General features: G+C 61.1%; 19 protein-coding genes. 13 read left to right on the top strand and 6 right to left on the bottom strand.

Annotated features, from left to right (window positions below):
* Window positions 1-59 precede the first annotated feature (59 nt).
* Window positions 60-470 (top strand): nucleoside diphosphate kinase regulator, encoded by a 411-nt coding sequence (rnk, locus tag FJD34_RS15305; protein ID WP_032856900.1) that lies wholly within the window; start codon window positions 60-62, stop codon window positions 468-470.
* Here the strand turns inward: rnk and FJD34_RS15300 are convergent.
* The 3 genes from FJD34_RS15300 to FJD34_RS15290 all read right to left on the bottom strand — a co-directional run bounded on the left by FJD34_RS15300 (window position 467) and on the right by FJD34_RS15290 (window position 4,198).
* Complete coding sequence (locus tag FJD34_RS15300; protein ID WP_090292406.1) at window positions 467-3,304, bottom strand: class I adenylate cyclase; 2,838 nt, start codon at window positions 3,302-3,304, stop codon at window positions 467-469. The two genes, rnk and FJD34_RS15300, sit on opposite strands and share 4 nt — an antisense overlap.
* A 168-nt stretch (window positions 3,305-3,472) precedes the next feature.
* On the bottom strand, window positions 3,473-3,727 hold the full coding sequence (locus FJD34_RS15295) for a TIGR02647 family protein (protein WP_032856902.1): 255 nt from the start codon (window positions 3,725-3,727) through the stop codon (window positions 3,473-3,475).
* 186 nt (window positions 3,728-3,913) lie between these two features.
* On the bottom strand, window positions 3,914-4,198 hold the full coding sequence (locus tag FJD34_RS15290) for a hypothetical protein (protein WP_090292404.1): 285 nt from the start codon (window positions 4,196-4,198) through the stop codon (window positions 3,914-3,916).
* A 126-nt stretch (window positions 4,199-4,324) separates the two neighbouring features.
* Here FJD34_RS15290 and FJD34_RS15285 point away from each other — a divergent pair, with 126 nt between their 5' ends.
* On the top strand, window positions 4,325-4,984 hold the full coding sequence (locus FJD34_RS15285; protein WP_032856905.1) for a glutathione S-transferase family protein: 660 nt from the start codon (window positions 4,325-4,327) through the stop codon (window positions 4,982-4,984).
* 111 nt (window positions 4,985-5,095) lie between these two features.
* Here the strand turns inward: FJD34_RS15285 and argH are convergent, their stop codons facing one another.
* Window positions 5,096-6,490 (bottom strand): argininosuccinate lyase, encoded by a 1,395-nt coding sequence (gene argH / locus FJD34_RS15280; RefSeq protein ID WP_032856907.1) that lies wholly within the window; start codon window positions 6,488-6,490, stop codon window positions 5,096-5,098.
* A gap of 551 nt (window positions 6,491-7,041) precedes the next feature.
* Here argH and FJD34_RS15275 point away from each other — a divergent pair.
* The 7 genes from FJD34_RS15275 to FJD34_RS15245 all read left to right on the top strand — a co-directional run bounded on the left by FJD34_RS15275 (window position 7,042) and on the right by FJD34_RS15245 (window position 13,433).
* Window positions 7,042-7,788, top strand: coding sequence for a LytR/AlgR family response regulator transcription factor (locus tag FJD34_RS15275; RefSeq protein WP_032856909.1), 747 nt, complete (start codon window positions 7,042-7,044; stop codon window positions 7,786-7,788).
* A 138-nt stretch (window positions 7,789-7,926) separates the two neighbouring features.
* The gene (gene hemC / locus FJD34_RS15270) at window positions 7,927-8,868 is read left to right on the top strand and encodes a hydroxymethylbilane synthase (RefSeq protein WP_032856911.1); all 942 of its coding nucleotides are present in this window, start codon (window positions 7,927-7,929) and stop codon (window positions 8,866-8,868) included.
* Window positions 8,865-9,632: a uroporphyrinogen-III synthase gene (locus FJD34_RS15265; RefSeq protein WP_090292402.1), complete on the top strand. Its 768-nt coding sequence runs from the start codon at window positions 8,865-8,867 to the stop codon at window positions 9,630-9,632. The genes hemC and FJD34_RS15265 overlap by 4 nt, the downstream gene beginning before the upstream one ends.
* 19 nt (window positions 9,633-9,651) lie before the next feature.
* On the top strand, window positions 9,652-10,764 hold the full coding sequence (locus tag FJD34_RS15260) for a uroporphyrinogen-III C-methyltransferase (protein ID WP_090292400.1): 1,113 nt from the start codon (window positions 9,652-9,654) through the stop codon (window positions 10,762-10,764).
* 5 nt (window positions 10,765-10,769) lie between these two features.
* Window positions 10,770-12,011 (top strand): heme biosynthesis protein HemY, encoded by a 1,242-nt coding sequence (locus tag FJD34_RS15255; RefSeq protein WP_090292398.1) that lies wholly within the window; start codon window positions 10,770-10,772, stop codon window positions 12,009-12,011.
* Between the two features lie 236 nt (window positions 12,012-12,247).
* Window positions 12,248-12,769, top strand: a complete 522-nt coding sequence (locus FJD34_RS15250; protein WP_032856918.1) for a disulfide bond formation protein B — start codon at window positions 12,248-12,250, stop codon at window positions 12,767-12,769.
* 205 nt (window positions 12,770-12,974) lie between these two features.
* Window positions 12,975-13,433: an Rsd/AlgQ family anti-sigma factor gene (locus tag FJD34_RS15245; RefSeq protein ID WP_032856919.1), complete on the top strand. Its 459-nt coding sequence runs from the start codon at window positions 12,975-12,977 to the stop codon at window positions 13,431-13,433.
* 54 nt (window positions 13,434-13,487) lie between these two features.
* Here the strand turns inward: FJD34_RS15245 and FJD34_RS15240 are convergent, their stop codons facing one another.
* A complete protein-coding gene (locus tag FJD34_RS15240; protein WP_032856921.1) occupies window positions 13,488-14,153 on the bottom strand; it encodes an FKBP-type peptidyl-prolyl cis-trans isomerase in 666 nt (221 codons plus the stop codon).
* A 192-nt stretch (window positions 14,154-14,345) separates the two neighbouring features.
* Here FJD34_RS15240 and FJD34_RS15235 point away from each other — a divergent pair, with 192 nt between their 5' ends.
* Window positions 14,346-15,569: an AlgP family protein gene (locus FJD34_RS15235; protein ID WP_090292396.1), complete on the top strand. Its 1,224-nt coding sequence runs from the start codon at window positions 14,346-14,348 to the stop codon at window positions 15,567-15,569.
* Here FJD34_RS15235 and FJD34_RS15230 read toward each other — a convergent pair.
* The gene (locus FJD34_RS15230; RefSeq protein WP_090292394.1) at window positions 15,566-16,030 is read right to left on the bottom strand and encodes a TIGR02444 family protein; all 465 of its coding nucleotides are present in this window, start codon (window positions 16,028-16,030) and stop codon (window positions 15,566-15,568) included. The genes FJD34_RS15235 and FJD34_RS15230 overlap by 4 nt on opposite strands.
* Before the next feature lie 50 nt (window positions 16,031-16,080).
* Here FJD34_RS15230 and FJD34_RS15225 point away from each other — a divergent pair, with 50 nt between their 5' ends.
* From FJD34_RS15225 to FJD34_RS15215, 3 genes are all read left to right on the top strand, one after another.
* On the top strand, window positions 16,081-17,991 hold the full coding sequence (locus FJD34_RS15225) for an ATP-binding cassette domain-containing protein (RefSeq protein ID WP_065943601.1): 1,911 nt from the start codon (window positions 16,081-16,083) through the stop codon (window positions 17,989-17,991).
* The gene (locus tag FJD34_RS15220) at window positions 17,991-18,560 is read left to right on the top strand and encodes a mechanosensitive ion channel family protein (RefSeq protein ID WP_032856930.1); all 570 of its coding nucleotides are present in this window, start codon (window positions 17,991-17,993) and stop codon (window positions 18,558-18,560) included. The genes FJD34_RS15225 and FJD34_RS15220 overlap by 1 nt, the downstream gene beginning before the upstream one ends.
* Before the next feature lie 70 nt (window positions 18,561-18,630).
* On the top strand, window positions 18,631-19,263 hold the full coding sequence (locus FJD34_RS15215; RefSeq protein WP_032856931.1) for a LysE family transporter: 633 nt from the start codon (window positions 18,631-18,633) through the stop codon (window positions 19,261-19,263).
* Window positions 19,264-19,304 lie beyond the last annotated feature (41 nt).

Genomic DNA, 19,304 nt, shown 5'->3' with positions numbered 1-19,304 from the left:
CGCCTTTTCCTGGCGGGGTTTTGCTTTTTTGTGCAGAAAAAAAGGAGACTGCCGCAATCATGACTGCACCTTCCATCATCCTCACCCGTCTCGATGTGCAACGTCTTGAGCAACTGATCGACCGTATGGACGACAAATTGCCAGGCGTCATCGCCCTGCAAGCCGAACTTGACCGCGCTGACGAAGTGGTCGGCCACGATGAAGTGCCTGCCGGTGTCGTGACCATGAACTCCAGCGTCCATTGCCGTGAGCAAAGCAGCGGCAAGGACTATCACCTGACCCTGGTCTACCCCAAGGATGCGAATGCCGACGAAGGCAAAATTTCGATCCTGGCCCCGGTGGGCAGTGCGTTGCTGGGCCTGCAAGTCGGCCAGCATATCGATTGGCCAGCCCCGGGCGGCAAGACCCTCAAGCTTGAGCTGCTGAGTGTCGAAGGCCAGCCCAAGGACGGCGGCGCGTTCCCACTCTAAACCTGGTTCAACGCCTGGTTGAGCGCCTGCTCCAACTCGGCCTTGTAGCGCAGGTACAGATTGCTCGGGCTTTGGACATCACCGAGCAGGCCGGACAGGTCCAGATCGGTGATGTAGCAACGATAGCGCTCGGTTTCCCGGCGCTGCCCGACGATCTCCTGGGCGACGACTGCAAACAGTTGGTCGCCAAATTCCAGTTCGCAAAACTCCCGCTGATTGCAGTACAGGGTAATCCCTACCTGCCCTGGCGCGCCCTTGCCGATAATTGCCTGCACGTCGTAGAACGGTTTGTTGGCCGGCGTCTGGGGCGCAGGTCGTGGCTCGACCCGCCGGGCGCGGCCGCCTGCCGATGACAGTTGGTAATACAGCACCTGCACAGCCCCCAGTGGCTGCTGCGGGTCCAGCGGTGACAGCGCGTCACGCCGATAAATGACCGATTGCAGGAAACGTTGCAATGGCACCAACAGGCTCTGTTCATCGTGAAACGGCAGGCGTTGTTGCCAGAGCGCATTGAACTCGTCGAGCACGTACAGCTCGGCGAAGCCCTCGTTGATGCGATAAAACACTTGCACACAATCGGCCTGGCCCATGGGCAGCAAGGCTGCCAGGTCGTGGTCTTCGAGGGCCATGGCATCCAGGTGCAGCGGGCTGTAGCTGGCCAATTCTTCGCTGAGGTAATCCACCAGCGCCTGCTGGCTGGCCAGTGGCACATGAGTGGCTTGCCCTGGGGCCAGTTCCATGACGTGATAATGCTGTTGCACCTGGATCAGGTAGCGGTGGTTGAGCTGGCTGAGCATCAGGTTTTGCGCGGTATCGAAAATCTCTTCCACACGCTGGGCAATGAACTGTGCCCGGTTGTGGCAGAAACAGCGCACCCGCAGCCGTGGCAGTTGGTTGCGCGGCAACTGGTTCAGATAGTCGCGCAGGCAGTCGAGCAGGGCGTGGGGCCCGTCGTAGCGGCTGACCATCACCTCGTTCCAGCTGTTGAGCGTCACCTGATCCAGGGTCAGCACCAGGTTTTCCCTGACGCCGGCGTAACTCAACGAGTCGGTGCGCTCGGTGGTCATCAGGATATTCAAATCGCGGTGGTGCTTGAGCGGGTCGACACCGACGTTGACCAGCAACAGCACTTCATCGGGTATCGCTGTGCGCAGCAAGCGCTCCTCATCGACTGTGGCCAGGGGCAGGGCGACGGTCTGTTGCAGGCTGCCCAGCAGGTTGAACAGCTCGAACTCGCTCAAGTCGCTGGTGCCTGGGTGCAAGGCCAGGCGGGTGCTGCTGTCGATCACACCGTTGCGATGGCACCAGGTGAGCATCTCCAGCAGGTCACGGCTGCGCTTGATCGGGGCAAAGTGTTCCCATTCCAGTGCGGTCAGGCTGCCGTTGTACAGGCCCCAATGGGACTGGCCCGGCTCCTTGCGGTTGGGCGAGTGGACCAGGGTGAGGGTGTCTTCGGCCAGGTCTGGGGCAATCCCTGGGTTGATGAACTCGACTTTGCCGGCCTTGCGTTCAAAGGCGGCGTACAGGCGCCGGCCCAGCACATTGAGGTCGCGTTTGTTGATCAGGCTGACGGTCTGCTCGGTGCGGGCGAACTGGGTCAGGAAGCGATAGCTGTAATTGAGCTCGTTGACCAGCGCGCGGCGCTCGGACGCCACCTGGCGCACTTTCCACTGGCTGCGGCTATCGAGCAGGGCCAGTTGTCGCGGGTCCCAGCCCCATTCATTGGCCAGGCGCTCCAGCAGCGCACGTTGCCACCCGGTGGTGCGCTGGCCGGTGGTGAGCTTGCGGTTGACCTTCAGGTACAGGCTGCGCCGCACCAGTTCCAGGCGTTCGGGCTCGTTGCGGCCCAGCAGGTATTCCTCGATACGCCGATAGACCACGATGTACGGGTCCAGCTCATCCAGATCCAGTTGGTTGGCGAACACCGCCCGTTTGAAGCGCAGGCTCAGGCACTGCACCTTGGGGTGCTCGCTGGCATACACCTCGGTCAGCAACAGCTTGAGCACGGACTTATAGGGCGACTCGATGCCCTTGAACAGTTGCCACAAACCGGCGCCGATGAATTCTCCCGGTGGAATCTGAGCCAGGTGCCCGAGGTCGAGGGTTTCGTCGGCGCGGATAAAACGTTTGGAAACCAGCGCGTGGGTAAATTCGGCATAGCGCGCTTCTTCGTAGACCGGCACCAGCCACCAGATCGGCGTGCGTCCGGCCAGCCAGATAGCGGTGCGGTAAAACTCGTCCAGCAATAGATAGTGCTGGCTGGTACCGCAGTCATCCGAACTGAGCTGGGTATCGCGACCACCCTGTACAAAACGCTTGGGTTCGATCAGGAAAAAGTGCGCCTCGGCCCCCATGCTCAGGGCCCAGGTCTCCAGCAACTGGCATTTCTTGCGCAATTCGCCCAGTTCGACCTCGTCCAGGTCCTCGGCGTGGCAGACCCAGACGTCCATATCGCTCTGGTCGGCTTGGGCCAGTGTGCCGAGGCTGCCCATCAGAAACAGACCGTGGATCGGGGTTGGCGGGTTGCCGTGGCGTGGCTTGTAGGAAAACGAGCGGGTCAGGCGTTGGGCTTCGGCCAGGACCTGGGCGTCCGGTTCAAAATTCGACAGCCCGGCCGGGGTACTGCCCGAGACATAGCCCGGCAGCAGCGGGTGATTGACGTGGAAAAACAACGGCAGCAGCGCCAGCACGCTTTGCTGGCGCGGGGTCAGTCCTTCGACGGCACGGGCCATGCGGCCTGCGTTGAGGGTCAGGAAACGCGCGCGCAGTTGGGCCAGTACCTTGCGGTCAATGCCTTCATCCAAGTCAGGGCGGATTTCATGGGTACTGGTCATGTCGAACTCAATGGCTCGCAGGGCCCGGCGTGGGCAGCCGTGTAGGAGTTTACAGACAGAATCGTAGGAGGTTTAAGAGGAATCTGTTTTTGACGTCAGAATTTTATCGCGGGCGCAGGAGTGCCCGCGGAATCCATGAACAGAGGATCCCGTGGGCGATACGAGGTATCAAGCGGCTTCTTTGGTGGTCGCGGTGGTCAGAATCGTCAGCAAGGTCTGGGCTTGTTCGGCAGCGTCACGACCCAGGCTGGTCAGGTAGCCGCCATCTGGCTGGTCGATCAGTTTTTTCTCGAACAGGCGCTTGGCAGCAGCAATGGCAGTTGGAGCGGCGGTCTGGTGGACTTTCAGACCTTCATGAGTGCTATCCAGGGGGAAAAGTACAAGGATTTCCAGTTCGGCAACCAACTCAGGGGTATACGACATAAGGACTCCAGACGTTCTAGGAATTGTCAGACGCTAGCAGAGCCTAAGGTGAACGTACTTGAGCGAACTGTCCAGTGTGTAGGCGCGAGCTTGCTCGCGAAAAGCGCTAACGTTGACGCGGGGCAGTTGAGTAACCGCAGCGCGCTCAGGTTTTTCGCGAACAAGCTCGCTCCTACAAGGGCAGGGTCACTGGTTTTCGGGCGGCAGCTCTGGCAGTGCGCGCAGCGCCGTTTCATACCAATCGGTATTGAACGGGCGGTCTTCTTCCAGCATCGCGTCGATTTCGACGGCCAGCACGTGGGCCATCAGGTTCAGGATGTCTTCGCGCTCGTAGCCCACCAGGGTCAGCTTGTTGAACGTGGCCTTGGCCGCAGGCGGGTTTTCGCTTTCGATCTGGTTTTCGATCGCTTGGGTCAGGGTGGACTCGGCGAACTCTTCTTCGTCGTTGTCGATATCGGTTGGCTCGCTCATGGCAGCCTCCTGTCAGGAAAGGGCGCCAGTTTACCCCCATTCAGCCAGGTGATGCTGCTGGTCAGACGGCTCATCACGATCTATAACCTACCCAGCCAACCCCCTGCACGGCCTGGAGGCTTTGTGATGCTCAAGCTCTACGGATTTTCGGTCAGTAACTACTACAACATGGTCAAGCTGGCGCTCCTGGAAAAGGGCTTGCCCTTCGAGGAAGTGCCGTTTTATGCCGGGCAAACCCCCGAAGCCCTGGCGGTGAGCCCGCGCGGCAAGGTGCCGGTGCTGAAGGTCGAAAAAGGCTTCATCAACGAAACCAGCGTGATTCTCGAATACCTCGAACAGACACAGTCGGGCCCGGCCCTGCTGCCTGGCGATGCGTTCCAGCGTGCCCAGGTGTTGGCGTTGTGCAGGGAAATCGAGTTGTACATCGAACTGCCAGCCCGCGCGTGTTATGCCGAGGCGTTCTTTGGCATGTCGGTGCCAGAAGCGATCAAGGACAAGTCCAGGGCCGAGCTGCTGCTGGGGATTGCGTCGCTGGGGCGCCACGGCAAGTTTGCGCCGTATGTGGCGGGGGAGAGTCTTACGTTGGCCGACTTGTACTTCCTGTACAGCGTGGACTTGGCGTGTGCGGTCGGTGGGAAGCTGTTTGGCCTGGATCTGTTGGCTGAGTTTCCGCAGGCCAAGGCCTTGCTGAAGAAGCTGCAAGACATGCCTAACGCCCAGCGAGTGGCGGCGGACAAGGAGGCGGCGATGCCAGCCTTCATGGCGATGATCGCGGCGAAGAAGTAATAACGGTGGGAGCGGGCTTGCTCGCGATAGCGTTGTGGCAGTCGGTATATAAATTGACTGATCCGCCGCCTTCGCGAGCAAGCCCGCTCCCACATTTTGGACTGCCAGTTGTTAGCGGCTGGCGAGCAGTGCCTGGCCGCGCGCAGCGGCGGCCTTGACCTGGGCCGGTGCGGTGCCGCCGATGTGGTTGCGGGCATTCACCGAACCTTCCAGGGTCAGCACCGCGAACACGTCCTGCTCGATCTGGTCGCTGAACTTACGCAGCTCTTCCAGGCTCATTTCCGCCAGATCCTTGCCGGTGTCCACGCCGTATTTCACAGCATGGCCAACGATTTCATGGCAGTCACGGAACGGCAGGCCACGGCGCACCAGGTAGTCCGCAAGGTCAGTGGCGGTGGAGAAACCGCGCAGGGCCGCTTCACGCATGATCGCGTGCTTGGGCTTGATCGCCGGGATCATGTCGGCAAACGCGCGCAGCGAGTCGCGCAGGGTGTCGGCGGCGTCGAACAGCGGTTCCTTGTCTTCCTGGTTGTCCTTGTTGTAGGCCAGGGGCTGGCCCTTCATCAGGGTCAGCAGGCCCATCAAGGCACCGAAAACACGGCCGCTCTTGCCACGAACCAGCTCTGGCACGTCAGGGTTTTTCTTTTGCGGCATGATCGAGCTGCCGGTGCAGAAACGATCCGGCAGGTCGATGAACTGGAACTGCGCGCTGGTCCACAGCACCAGTTCTTCGGAGAACCGCGACAAGTGCATCATCGCGATGCTGGCCGCGGCGCAGAACTCAATGGCGAAGTCACGATCCGACACGCCGTCAAGGGAGTTGCCGCCTACTGCGTCAAAACCCAGCAGTTGCGCGGTGTATTCGCGGTCGATCGGGTAGGTGGTGCCCGCCAGCGCGGCGCTGCCCAGCGGCATGCGGTTGGCGCGTTTGCGGCAATCGACCAGGCGCTCGTAGTCGCGGCTGAGCATTTCGAACCAGGCCAGCAGGTGGTGGCCGAAAGTCACGGGCTGCGCGGTCTGCAGGTGGGTGAAACCGGGCATGATGGTGTCCGATTCACGCTCGGCCTGTTCCAGCAGGCCTTTTTGCAGGCGGGTGATTTCGCCCAGGATCAGGTCGATTTCATCGCGCAGCCACAGGCGGATATCGGTGGCCACCTGGTCGTTGCGGCTACGTCCGGTGTGCAGCTTCTTGCCCGTCACGCCGATACGGTCAGTCAGGCGGGCTTCGATGTTCATGTGCACATCTTCAAGGTCCACGCGCCAGTCGAAGGTGCCAGCCTCGATTTCGCCACGGATGGTGGTCAGGCCATCAATGATGCTGTCGCGCTCGGCATCGGTCAGCACGCCGACCTTGGCCAGCATGGTGGCGTGGGCGATGGAGCCCATGATGTCGTGGCGATAGAGGCGCTGGTCGAAGGTGACGGAGGCGGTGAAGCGCGCGACGAAGGCGTCGACGGGCTCACTGAAGCGGCCGCCCCAGGACTGGTTGGTCTTGTCGGTGCTCATGGATTCGCTCGTGATCTGCTTAAAAGAGGGCATGAAAGTGTGCCGTCGATAATAACAGGGTTGCCCGTGGAGGCGTTGATACGCCGCATCGGCATTTTTATTTGTTTGATGGATGGCAAAGTGCCTTGCCGTCGACCGCGTCCGGGATGAGACTGGAGGCAGGATTGCACAAGGGCTTTAACGCGGGCGATTCCTGAGGTAAACATGGGGTGTTTATTGAAACGATATTTGACGATTGAGCTATATCGTCTTCATGAGCGTCTACAGTTCCACTGACAGGGGTGCAGTGCACCATTGCCGGGTGGTGAAGTCGAACTCCAGGCTAACCATAAAGTAGAGGGGGTGTTCATATTGTGTATCAGCAAACCCTATGACGATGCCCTGCGGTATCGGGCTTCTGGCGGTATTGAGCAGGTCCGGGTAAATATTGGTGCCGCTCTCGGGGCACTTTTTGCCGCTCCCGCTAGTCTTAGCGTGGATCGCCGTGACGGAAGTCACCGCACCTGTCTACGCTATCCTTGTGCGAGACTCACGCAGGAATCCAGCGCAATATGAATGTCCTGATCGTTGATGACGAACCCCAAGCCCGCGAGCGACTGAACCGTATGGTCAGTGAGCTTGAGGGATACACTGCCCTAGAGCCGAGCGCCGCAAGTGGCGACGAGGCCTTGACCTTGATCGAAAGCTTGAAGCCGGATGTCGTGCTCCTCGATATCCGCATGCCGGGCCTCGATGGCTTGCAGGTAGCCGCCCGGTTGAGCGAGCGCGAGTCGCCGCCAGCACTGGTGTTGTGCGCCACCGAGGAGGAATTTTCCTCGGATGCCCTGGCGGCCAGTGGTGTCAGCTTCCTGGTCAAACCGGTCTCTGCCGATGCAGTGCTCAAGGCCTTGAAGAAGGCGGAGCGACCCAATCGCGTCCAGCTTGCCGCCCTGACCCAGCCCGCAGCGCAAAGTGGCAACGGCCCGCGCAGCCACATCAGCGCCAGGACCCGCAAGGGCATTGAGCTGATTCCTGTGGATCAGGTGGTTTATTTTATTGCCGATCACAAGTACGTGACCTTGCGTCACGAGCACGGTGAAGTGCTGCTCGATGAGCCGCTCAAGGCCCTGGAAGATGAATTCGGCGAGCGCTTCGTGCGTATCCACCGCAATGCGCTGGTGGCCCGCGAGCGCATCGAGCGCCTGCAGCGCACGCCCCTGGGGCATTTCCAGTTATTCCTCAAAGGGCTTAACGGCGACGCGTTGATCGTCAGCCGGCGCCATGTCGCAGGTGTGCGCAAGATGATGCAGCAGCTTTAGCCCAAGGGTTGCGGCGATGTTCATGTCCCATATCCCGGTGCGATGCGGCCAGGGAGGCCCCGCACTTGCTGATTCAAATCAAGGCGCTTGTGCCTGAGCTGTTATTATCTGCCGTATCTATTCAGTACGGATTGATCCATGTCCTCTCGCGAAATCCGCATCGCCACCCGTAAAAGCGCCCTGGCCTTGTGGCAGGCCGAATACGTCAAAGCCCGCCTTGAGCAGGCCCATCCGGGCCTCACGGTGTCCCTGGTACCCATGGTCAGTCGCGGCGACAAGCTGCTCGACTCGCCGCTGTCGAAAATCGGTGGCAAGGGCCTGTTCGTCAAGGAGCTGGAAACCGCCCTGTTGGAGAATGAAGCCGACATCGCCGTGCACTCGATGAAAGACGTGCCGATGGATTTTCCTGAGGGCCTGGGCCTGTATTGCATCTGCGAGCGTGAAGACCCGCGTGATGCCTTCGTGTCCAATACCTACGCCTCCCTGGATGAGCTGCCGCTGGGCAGCATCGTCGGCACCTCCAGCCTGCGTCGCCAGGCGCAACTGCTGACCCGCCGCCCAGACCTGCAAATCCGTTTCCTGCGGGGCAACGTCAACACTCGCCTGGCCAAGCTGGATGCCGGCGAGTACGACGCGATCATCCTGGCTGCAGCCGGCCTGATCCGCCTGGGTTTTGAGGATCGCATCACCTCGGCCATCAGTGTCGAGGACAGCCTGCCTGCGGGTGGCCAGGGTGCCGTCGGTATCGAATGCCGCACCGCTGACCGCGAAATCCAGGCGCTGCTCAAGCCTCTGGATCACCAGCAAACCGAAATTCGCGTCACCGCCGAGCGTGCCTTGAACAAACACCTCAACGGTGGTTGCCAGGTGCCGATCGCCTGTTACGCGGTGCTTGAGGGCGATAACCTCTGGCTGCGCGGCCTGGTGGGCGACCCCGACGGCGGCTTGCTGCTCACTGCCGAAATCCGCGGGCCACAAGCCGACGCCGCGAACCTGGGTGTCCAGGTGGCCGAAGAACTCCTGGCAAAAGGCGCCGGTGCCATTCTGCAAAAAGTCTATGGCGAGGCCGGTCCGCAGTGACCGGCTGGCGTGTGCTGCTGACACGGCCTGCGGAGGAATCGGCAGCCCTGGCGGTGTCGCTGTCTGATGCCGGTATCTTCAGCAGCAGCCTGGCGTTGCTGGAAACCGAAGCCTTGCCCTTTGCTGGCGAACACTCGGTGGTTTTCCAGGACCTGGATCGCTATTGCGCAGTGATCGTCGTGAGCAAGCCGGCCGCGCGCCTGGCGCTGCAATTGCTCGATCGATACGCGCCAGCGGTGCCGAGCTTGCCGTGGTTCAGCGTCGGTGCGGCAACAGCCCAGGTCCTGGCCGAGCATGACCTGGACGTGAGTTACCCCGAGCTTGGGGATGACAGCGAGGCCTTGCTTGCTTTGCCCAGGTTGCGCGAGGCTGTCGCTGTCGACGCTGCCCGTGTCTTGATCCTGCGCGGGCAGGGTGGGCGCGAGTTGCTGGCTGAGCGTTTACGCGGCCAAGGTGCTAGTGTCGATTATCTGGAGTTGTATCGTCGTTTTCTTCCGGCCTACGACACCGGTGTGCTGATGCAGCGCATTGAAGTGGAACGCTTGAACGGCGTGGTGGTCAGCAGTGGGCAGGGTTTTTTACATCTGCAAGCGCTCGCCGGCACCGATTGGCCACGCGTGGCACAGTTGCCGTTGTTCGTGCCCAGTCCACGCGTCGCCGAAATGGCGCGGGCGGCGGGCGCGGAAAAAGTTGTGGATTGTCGCGGTGCCAGTGCCGCGGCTTTGCTAGTGGCGTTACGGAGCCAGCCCGTTCCCACTCTCTAATAACGCAAAGGATGGACACGTGAGCGAAACAGCCTTGCCTAAAGATGAAGCTCAGCCTGCGCTTGATGCGCCTGTTGAGACCCCGGTCACTGCGCCTCGCCGTGGTAACGGCCTGGCGGTCCTCGCCTTGTTGCTCGGTGCCGCAGGTGTTGCGGCCGGCGGCTGGGGGATCTGGCAGGTCCGGGCCCTGCAAGCCAGCAGCCAGCAGCAGTTTGGCCAGGTACAGACCCTGGACGAACAAGCCCAGGGCATCAAGCAGGCACAACAGCAGTTGGCCGCACGCCTGGCACAATTGCCGGGCGCTGATGAGTTGGAGGAGCGCCGTCGGTTGGTGGCGCAGTTGCAGGGCGACCAGCAACGCCTGAACCAGCGTTTGGAAACCGTCCTGGGCGCCAGCCGCAAGGATTGGCGCCTGGCTGAGGCCGAGCACTTGTTGCGTCTGGCCAGCCTGCGCCTGTCAGCGCTGCAGGACATCAACAGTGCCCAGGCGCTGGTGCAGGGCGCCGATGAGATCCTGCGTGAGCAGAGTGACCCCGGCTCCTACGCCGCCCGTGAGCAGTTGGCCAAGAGCCTGGCGGCGTTGCGCAGTGTCGAGCAGCCGGATCGTACCGGGCTGTACTTGCAGTTGGCTGCCTTGCGTGACCAGGTGGTGCAGTTGGCCGCCGTTTCCCCGGAGTTCCAGCTTCAAGAAACCGCACAGGGCCGCCCGACTACCGATACGGACAGTCGCTGGAGCCAATGGTGGGAGCAGATTTCCCGCTACTTCCGCATCGATTTCAACCCCGACGACAACATCCGTCCGCTGCTGGCAGGCCAAGGCCTGAACCAGGTGCGATTGGCCCTGAGCCTGGCGCTTGAGCAAGCACAATGGGCTGCGCTCAATGGCGAGCCAGCGGTGTACGCCCGCGCGTTGGGTGAGGCCCGCAGTGTGTTGCAGGGCAACTTCAACCAGGACAACCCGCAAAGCCAGGCCATGCTGGCGCGCATCACCGAGCTTGAGCCCAAGGCCGTCTCGGTGGTGACACCGGACCTCGCCGCGAGTTTGTCTGCGGTGCAGGCTTACCTTGAACGCCGCCATCTGTCTGCCGACGAAGCCAAGGCTTCCGCCGGTAAGCCGGCGACCCAGGAGTAACGCCGATGAAGCGTTTCTATGTGATCCTCGTGCTGGCGATTGCGCTCGCCCTGGCGCTGGCGGTGGGCATCTCGAAACACACCGGCTATGTGCTGATCAGCTATCCCCATGTGCTGCATTACGAGTCTGGCCTGTGGTCGACCCTGGTGGCGGTGTTTGTCGTCGGTCTGGCGATCTACCTGCTGCGGGTGCTGCTGGGCCTGGTGACGACCTCCGGTGGCGTGGTCAATCCCTGGTCGCGGCGCAACCGTAGCCGGCGGGTGCAGGTGGCTATCGAACAGGGTCAGATGGACCTGGCGGAAGGGCGTTGGGCCAGTGCGGAGCGGCATTTGCACCGTGCTGCGCAAGCTGAGCGCCAACCCTTGCTGTATTACCTTGGTGCGGCCCGGGCAGCCAACGAGCAGGGGCGTTATGAAGAGTCTGACAGCTTGCTGGAGCGTGCCCTGGAGCGTCAGCCCCAGGCCGAGTTGGCCATTGCTTTGAGCCACGCACAGTTGCAGATGGACCGTGGCGACACGGATGCCGCCCTGGTGACGCTACAGGCCATGCATGAGCGCCATCCGCACAACGCCCAGGTGTTGCGTCAGCTCCAGCGCTTGCACCAGCAGCGGGGTGACTGGTCCTCGGTGATCCGGTTATTGCCGGAACTGCGCAAGGATAAAGTACTGCCCGCCACCGAGCTGGCGGATCTGGAGCGCCGGGCCTGGGGTGAAAACCTGAGCCTGGCCGTCCAGCGCGAAGAGCACGGTGAAGCCGGCCTGCAATCCCTTGAGCGGGCCTGGCAGCAATTGACCTCGGCCCAGCGCCAGGAGCCGCAACTGGTGCTGGCTTATGCCGAACAATTGCGTCAACTGGGCGCCGATACCAAGGCCGAGGAGGCTTTGCGTGGCGCGATCAAGCGCGGTTACGACAGTCACCTGATCCGCTTGTATGGCCTGCTGCGCGGTGGGGATCCGGCCCGCCAGTTGAAATTCGCCGAAGGCTGGCTCAAGGACCATCCGGGGGATGCCAGCCTGTTGCTGACGCTGGGTCGGCTCTGCCTGCAAAACAGTTTGTGGGGCAAGGCGCGGGACTATCTGGAAAGCAGCCTGCAGGCGCAACGCAACCCCGAGGCCTGTGCCGAGTTGGCGCGGTTGCTGGCGCAGTTGGGTGATACCGAGCGCAGTAATCAACTGTTCCAGGAGGGCCTGGGTCTGTTGGACAGTCGCCTGCTGGCTTCACCGCTACCGGTGCCTGCCCGGGTTTAACGTAGGATATTTTGAAGGGTTGGCTCAGAAGCATCTGGCAACCAACTCTTCAAAATCCTTCGGTTTTGCGGGCTTCAGGGGCTTGAGGTGGTTTCCCACACGGCACCGCGTAAAGTTACCTGCCCTCTGACGGGATATCCCTGCAATCTCGCGGAAGCGTCTGCTCCAGCGCGTATTGAAAGGGGTAAGGTCTTTCCTCTACCGTAACTACCTATCTCTTGCGTTGCGGATAAACAATGTCTTTGGCCCCCTCACGCTCCTTGTTCTTCCTGGCGTTCATGGCCGGTGTGTTGACGTTGGGCGCGTCTTTTTATCTGGAATACGGGGCTCTTTTGCGACCTTGTTTCCTGTGCCTGATCCAGCGCAGCCTGTTGGCGGTGTTCACGCTGATCAACCTGATAGCAGCGATCCATGGCCCCAGGCGTGTAGGCATTTACCTGTATTGGGCGGCGAGCACGGGGTGTGCGTTGCTCGGTGCAGTGACGGCGGTGCGCCAGGTGTTATTGCAGAACATCCCCCCTGACCAGATGCCCAACTGCTGGCCAAGCCTGGAGTACATGATCGATAACCTGTCGCTGGGGCAAGCTCTGCAATTGGCATTCAAGGGCACCGTCGACTGTGTGGAAATCAACTGGACGTTGTTCGACCTGAGCATTCCGGAATGGAGCCTGCTGTTCTTCGTGGCCATGCTGATACTGGGGGCAACGCAGTTTTCCCGCTTGTTGTCCGGTCAGGGTTTGCGGTTCGTGAAGCACTGATTGGGTGTGTTGGGGCGTAGGAAGGGATTAAACACTTGTATGAACTTTCTGGTCTGCGTACCTTGAAGCCATAGTCATGCGGGCATAATCTGGCCCGCACGCGTTATTGAAACAGTTTGTTCGATGCGGCGTTGTCCGGTTGCCGCTTTATCCTCGAAGTGTTGCGCGGGCAAAAGCGGCACCGCCCATAAGGGAAGAGATCATCATGTTGGAAAGTTGTCAGAATGCTCAGGAACGCTGGGGTGGTGTGCACAAGCTGATCGATAGCTGGTTGAAGGCACGTCACGAACTGGTCCGCTCCTTTGATGCGCTTGGCGAGAAGCCTGAGGCGTTGGCTGAGAACCGTGGGCCTTTGCAGGAATTCTGTGGAGTGCTGGTGGATTACGTTTCGGCAGGGCACTTCGGGGTCTATGAGCAACTGACCAAGGAGGCCGAGGCTTTCGATGACCAACGTGGCCTGGAATTGGCCGAGACCATTTACCCGCGCATTGATGTCATCACCGAAAAGCTCCTCGCCTTCAACGACCTCTGTGACAAGGGCGAGTGCGTTGCCGCGAAATTCAAAGAGCTTGGCGGCCTGCTCCATGAGCGTTTCGAGCTGGAAGACTGCCTGATCGAAGTGCTGCACAACGCCCACAAGGAAGAGCCTGCAACCCAGGCTTGAGCCCCGGCGGCAAGACATAAAACGGTGCGCATGGCGCACCGTTTTTCGTTGGGTTCAGGCACCTGTGGCGAGCAACTCAATCTCGAAAACCAGTGGTGTGTAAGGTGCGATCAACTGGCCCGCACCGTCTGCGCCATAGGCCTGTGCAGAAGGAATCACCAGGCGCCATTTTGCGCCTACCGGCATCTGTTGCAGCGCGCTTTGCCAGCCGCTGATCACGCTGTCCAGGCGAAACCATTGGGGCTGCGTGCTCTGATCGAAAATCGTCCCATCGGGCAATCGTCCAACATACTTCACTTGCACACGGTCATTGGCGCCCGGTTTTTTCCCGCTGCCGGGAGTCAGTTCGGTGAGCAGGATGCCGTCAGCCAATTCACGCACGCCGGACTTGGCTTTTTCCGTGCTGAGAAATTTCTGTTCGGCGGCCAGTGCCTTTTCGCTTTGCGGCACCTGTGACTCGATGCTTGCCTGCGCTTCGTGCTGGGCCAGAATCTGTTCGATGCGTGCGTCATCCAGTGCCAGGGGCTTGCCTTGATAGGCTTGTTTGAGGCCGTCGAGCAAGGCCTGTATCTGCAGGTCGGGAACTTCCTGGCGCAGGCGTTCACCCAGGCTGGCGCCCAGGCTGTAGGCCAGGTCGTGGCTGTCTTTGGACGCCGCCGGCTCACTCGCGTTGGCCACTGAAAGCGACAAACCCAGGATGAAAAAAAGGTAACGCGACATGGGTATTCTCCAGCCGAAAGTGCGGTGGATTATGCCAGTGTGGAGGGGTAAATAACGGAGTGGTTTTTCGTTATATCGATAAGAATTTCTGTGCGGTGCAACGCAACGCATTCGATACTGTCAACATGCCCTAGCGGCGGTAAGAGCAGAGGGCTAGTATGAGCCGCACCCACGTCAGCCAGGAGGTAAACCATGTCGGCCAAACAGAAGCCTGTTAATACCCCGTTGCACTTGCTCCAACAACTCTCGGGCAGCCTGCTCGAACATTTGGAAAGCGCTTGCTCACAAGCCTTGGCTGATGCAGAGAAATTGCTCGCCAAGCTGGAAAAGCAACGCGGCAAGGCTCAGGAAAAACTGCATAAATCCCGCACCAAACTGCAAGATGCCGCGACCGCCGGCAAAGCCAAGGCACAAACCAAAGCCAAGGGCGCCGTAAAAGAACTTGAGGACTTGCTCGATGCCCTCAAGGATCGTCAATCCGAAACCCGCACCTACATCCTTCAACTCAAGCGCGATGCCCAAGAGAGCCTGAAACTGGCGCAGGGCGTTGGTCGCGTGAAAGAAGCGGTGGCTAAAGTGTTGAGCACTCGTACACCGGCCAAGGCAGTTGCTGCCAAGGCACCGGCTAAAGTTGCGGCCAAGCCTGCTGCTAAAAAAGCGCCTGTGAAACCAGCCGCCAAGCCAGCTGCTAAAACCGCTGCTGCGAAACCAGCCGCCAAGCCAACTGCTAAAACCGCTGCTGCGAAACCAGCCGCCAAGCCAGTTGCTAAAACTGCTGCCGCAAAACCAGCCGCCAAGCCAGCTGCTAAAACCGCTGCTGCGAAACCAGCCGCCAAGCCAGTTGCTAAAACTGCTGCCGCAAAACCAGCCGCCAAGCCAGTTGCTAAAACGGCTGCCGCGAAACCAGCCGCCAAGCCCGCTGCTAAAACCGCTGCCGCAAAACCAGCCGCCAAGCCCGCTGCTAAAACTGCTGCCGCAAAACCAGCCGCCAAGCCCGCTGCTAAAACCGCTGCCGCGAAACCAGCCGCCAAGCCTGCTGCTAAAACTGCTGCTGCGAAACCAGCCGCCAAGCCAGTTGCTAAAGCTGCTGCCGCGAAACCAGCCGCCAAGCCAGTTGCTAAAGCTGCTGCCGCGAAACCAGCCGCCAAGCCAGTTGCTAAAGCTGCTGCCGCGAAACCAGCCGCCAAGCCAGTTGCTAAAGCTGCTGTCGCGAAACCAGCCGCCAAGCCGGCTGCCAAACCTGCTGCTGCCAAGCCAGCTGCCAAACCTGTTGCTGCGAAACCAGCCGCCAAACCAGCGCCAGCTCCAGCTGCTGCCAAACCAGCGACCCCTGCCGCTCCAGCCGCTACAACTGCACCGGCCAGCAGCACGTCTGCCCCGGTAGCACCAGGCACCACCCCAACCAGCGCTTCCTAAGTGCCGGTGGCCGCGGCGCGCAGTTGATGCAGCGCGCCGTGGTCGAGGTTGGCGGCCTCGGTCGCCAGTCCTTCAAGCCATTTCTGATCCGTGGCGCTTCCTCCCGTTGGCCAAGCCTGTGCCAACGCCTCCAGACGTAACAGCAACTGCCGTTCGGCTTCCAGTTCCAGGGCCTTGACCTGCTCGCGCAACGCTCCCAGCCCGGCATCCTGCTGCGCCATAGCGCGCCATTGCTTGCGTACCTTGCGCAAGGGCTCCACTACGGTTACCTGCCAGGGCTCGGCAATTGTTCGCAGCGCCCGCACACGTTCAGGCTCAGGTACGGCCCCGCGTTGCTCCAGCCACAGCCCACACAACAACAGGCACACATCCGCCCCTTGTTCCTGCAAGCGCAGGCACGTGTCTTCCACGCCCGCACGGGCGTAGGTCGAAAGAGCAAAGCTCCACAGGTCAGCGCACATATTCACACCCAAGCCAGCGGCCAACGAAGCTGGTAGACTCCGCCGCCATTATGATCCGACTTCAAAGCCTAACATTACAGCGTGGCCCGCAACGTCTTCTTGAAGACGCCGAGCTGACCCTGCACGCCGGTCACAAAGCCGGCCTGATCGGTGCCAATGGCGCCGGCAAATCCACGTTGTTCGCCCTGTTGCTCGGTGAGCTGACCCCGGATTCCGGGGACTGCCTGCTGCCAGCCGACTGGCGTATCGCTCATATGCGCCAGGAGATCGACACCCTGGACCGCATCGCGATCGACTACGTGCTCGATGGCGACCTGCGCCTGCGCCAGGTGCAACACGACTTGGCCGAGGCCGAGAAAGCCCAGGACGGTGCCGCGCAGGCTCGCCTGCACTCGGAACTCGACAGTGCCGACGGCTACACCGCCGACGCCCGCGCGCGCAAGATGCTCGCCGGCCTCGGGTTCACCAATGAACAGATGGATCGCCCGGTCGCCGACTTCTCCGGTGGCTGGCGCATGCGCCTGAACCTGGCCCAGGCCCTGATGTGCCCGTCGGACCTGTTGCTGCTCGACGAACCGACCAACCACTTGGACCTCGATGCGATCCTGTGGCTGGAAGATTTTCTCAAGAACTACCAAGGCACCTTGCTGCTGATTTCCCACGACCGGGACTTCCTCGACGCCGTGGTCGATAACATCGCCCATGTCGAACAGAAAAAAATCACCCTCTATCGCGGTGGTTACTCGGCATTCGAGCGTGCCCGTGCCGAACGCCTGGCCCAGCAACAACAGGCCTTCGAGAAGCAGCAGGCGCAGCGGGCGCACATGGAAAGTTATATCGCCCGGTTCAAGGCCCAGGCCACCAAGGCCCGCCAGGCCCAGAGCCGGATCAAGGCCCTGGAGCGCATGGAAGAACTGTCGGCGGCCCACGTCGATTCGCCGTTCGACTTCGTGTTCCGCGAATCGGTGAAAATCTCCAGCCCCTTGCTCGACCTCTCGGATGCACGCCTGGGTTATGGCGACAAAACCATCCTGGAGAAGGTCAAGCTGCAGCTCACCCCGGGTGCGCGCATTGGTTTGCTCGGGCCTAACGGCGCGGGCAAGTCGACGCTGATCAAAAATCTTTCCGGTGAGCTGCAACCCCTGGCCGGCCGCCTGACCCGTGGCGAGAACCTGGTGGTGGGCTACTTCGCCCAGCATCAGTTGGACTCCCTCGACGCCAAGGCCAGCCCGCTGTTGCATTTGCAGCGCCTGGCGCCGACCGAGCGCGAGCAGACCCTGCGCGACTTCCTCGGTGGTTTCGACTTCCGTGGCGCGCGCATCGACGAGCCGGTGCTGAATTTCTCCGGCGGCGAAAAGGCCCGCCTGGCCCTGGCGCTGATCGCCTGGGACCGGCCGAACCTGCTGTTGCTCGACGAACCGACCAACCACCTGGACCTGGAAATGCGCCTGGCGCTGACCATGGCCCTGCAGGAATTCAGTGGTGCGGTACTGGTGGTGTCTCACGACCGCCACTTGCTCAAGAGCACCACTGATAACTTCCTGCTGGTGGCCGATGGCAAAGTCGAAGAGTTCGATGGTGACCTGGACGACTACGCCCGTTGGTTGACCGAGTATCGCCTGCGTAACGCGCCGGTCAGCAACACCCCGGTCAACCCGGACAAGACCGACAAGAAAGCCCAGCGCCAGGCCGCTGCTGCGCTGCGTCAGCAACTGGCGCCGCACAAGCGTGAAGCCGACAAACTGGAAGCCGAGTTGGGCAAAGTCCACGAGCGCCTGGCCAAGATCGAGGCCAGCCTCGGTGACAGCGCCGTGTACGAAGCGGCACGCAAGGATGAACTGCGCGACCTGCTGGCCGAACAGGCCAAGCTCAAGGTGCGCGAAGGGCAACTGGAGGAAACCTGGATGGAAGCCCTCGAATTGCTGGAAGGTCTGCAAGCGGAGCTGGAGGCGCTGTCCTGATGGAAGCCTTGCAACTGCCACTGCCGGCGCAATGGATCGAACCGATCTGGGTTGGCGTGCAAATCCTGTTGATCCTGCTGGCGGGCTACCTGACCCAGCGTTTTGTCGCCAAGGGCCTGACGCGCCTGGGCGAGCGCTACCCGTTCCCGCCGCAACTGCTGATGCCGCTGCGTGGTGGTCTGCGCTGGCTGATCATGGGCAGTGCGCTGATCTTTGTCCTCGAACGCCTGGGGGTTTCGGCCACTGTGCTGTGGACCGCACTGTCAGGCTTTGTGGCCGTGGCGGCCGTGGCGTTCTTTGCCATGTGGTCGGTGTTGTCCAACCTGCTGTGTGCGATTTTGATTTTCACCGTCGGGCCGTTTCGCCTGGGTGATGTGGTCGAGTTGGTGGATACCGTCGACAAGCCGGGCGTCAAAGGCCGGGTGATCGCGATCAACCTGCTTTACACCACGCTGATCGAAGTGGCTGAGGCGGGTACCGACAGCGCTGTGGTGCAAGTGCCCAACAGCCTGTTCTTCCAGCGCGCGGTACGCCGCTGGCGCGGCAGCGATATCAGCCCCCTGCCTTAAAATTCTCTAGCCAGCCCTCGGCCCTCGGAGTTAGCTTAGTGCTCACAACGAATTTGCTACGAGGTGTGTAATGGCGCTCGACACATGGCTGGCCTTTTTCCTGGCCAGTTGGATCATCAGTCTCTCTCCCGGTGCGGGTGCCATCGCTTCGATGTCCAGTGGCCTGCAATACGGCTTTGTGCGCGGTTACTGGAACGCCATCGGCCTGCAGCTGGGCTTGGCGATGCAGATTGCCGTGGTTGCCGGCGGCCTTGGGGCAGTGCTTGCGGCATCGTCTACCGCCTTCTACGCGATCAAATGGTTCGGCGTGGCCTACCTCGTGTACCTGGCCGTCAAGCAATGGCGTGCCTTGCCCATGGATATGACCGATGACGCTGCCGTGCGCCCTATTGGCAAGCCCATGGCGATGATGTTCCGTGGTTTTCTGGTGAACGCCAGCAACCCCAAGGCCCTGGTCTTCATGCTGGCGGTACTGCCGCAGTTCGTGAACCCGCAGGCGCCGCTGCTGATCCAGTACCTGATCCTCGGCGCGACGATGATCGGCGTGGATATGATCGTAATGGCCGGCTACACCGGGTTGGCATCGAAAGTGTTGCGCCTGTTGCGCACGCCCAAGCAGCAGAAGCGCGTGAACCGCACGTTTGCCGGGTTGTTCGTGGGCGCTGCGGCGTTCCTGGCCAGCTTGCACCGCGCCACCGCCTGACGGAATAAACCCAATCAAAACTGTGGGAGCAGGCAAGCCAG

The organism is Pseudomonas brenneri (assembly GCF_007858285.1).
Classification (GTDB): Bacteria; Pseudomonadota; Gammaproteobacteria; order Pseudomonadales; family Pseudomonadaceae; genus Aquipseudomonas; species Aquipseudomonas brenneri.
The sequence above is the reverse complement of the archived record's forward strand: the minus strand, read 5'-3'. Positions and strand labels throughout refer to the sequence as shown.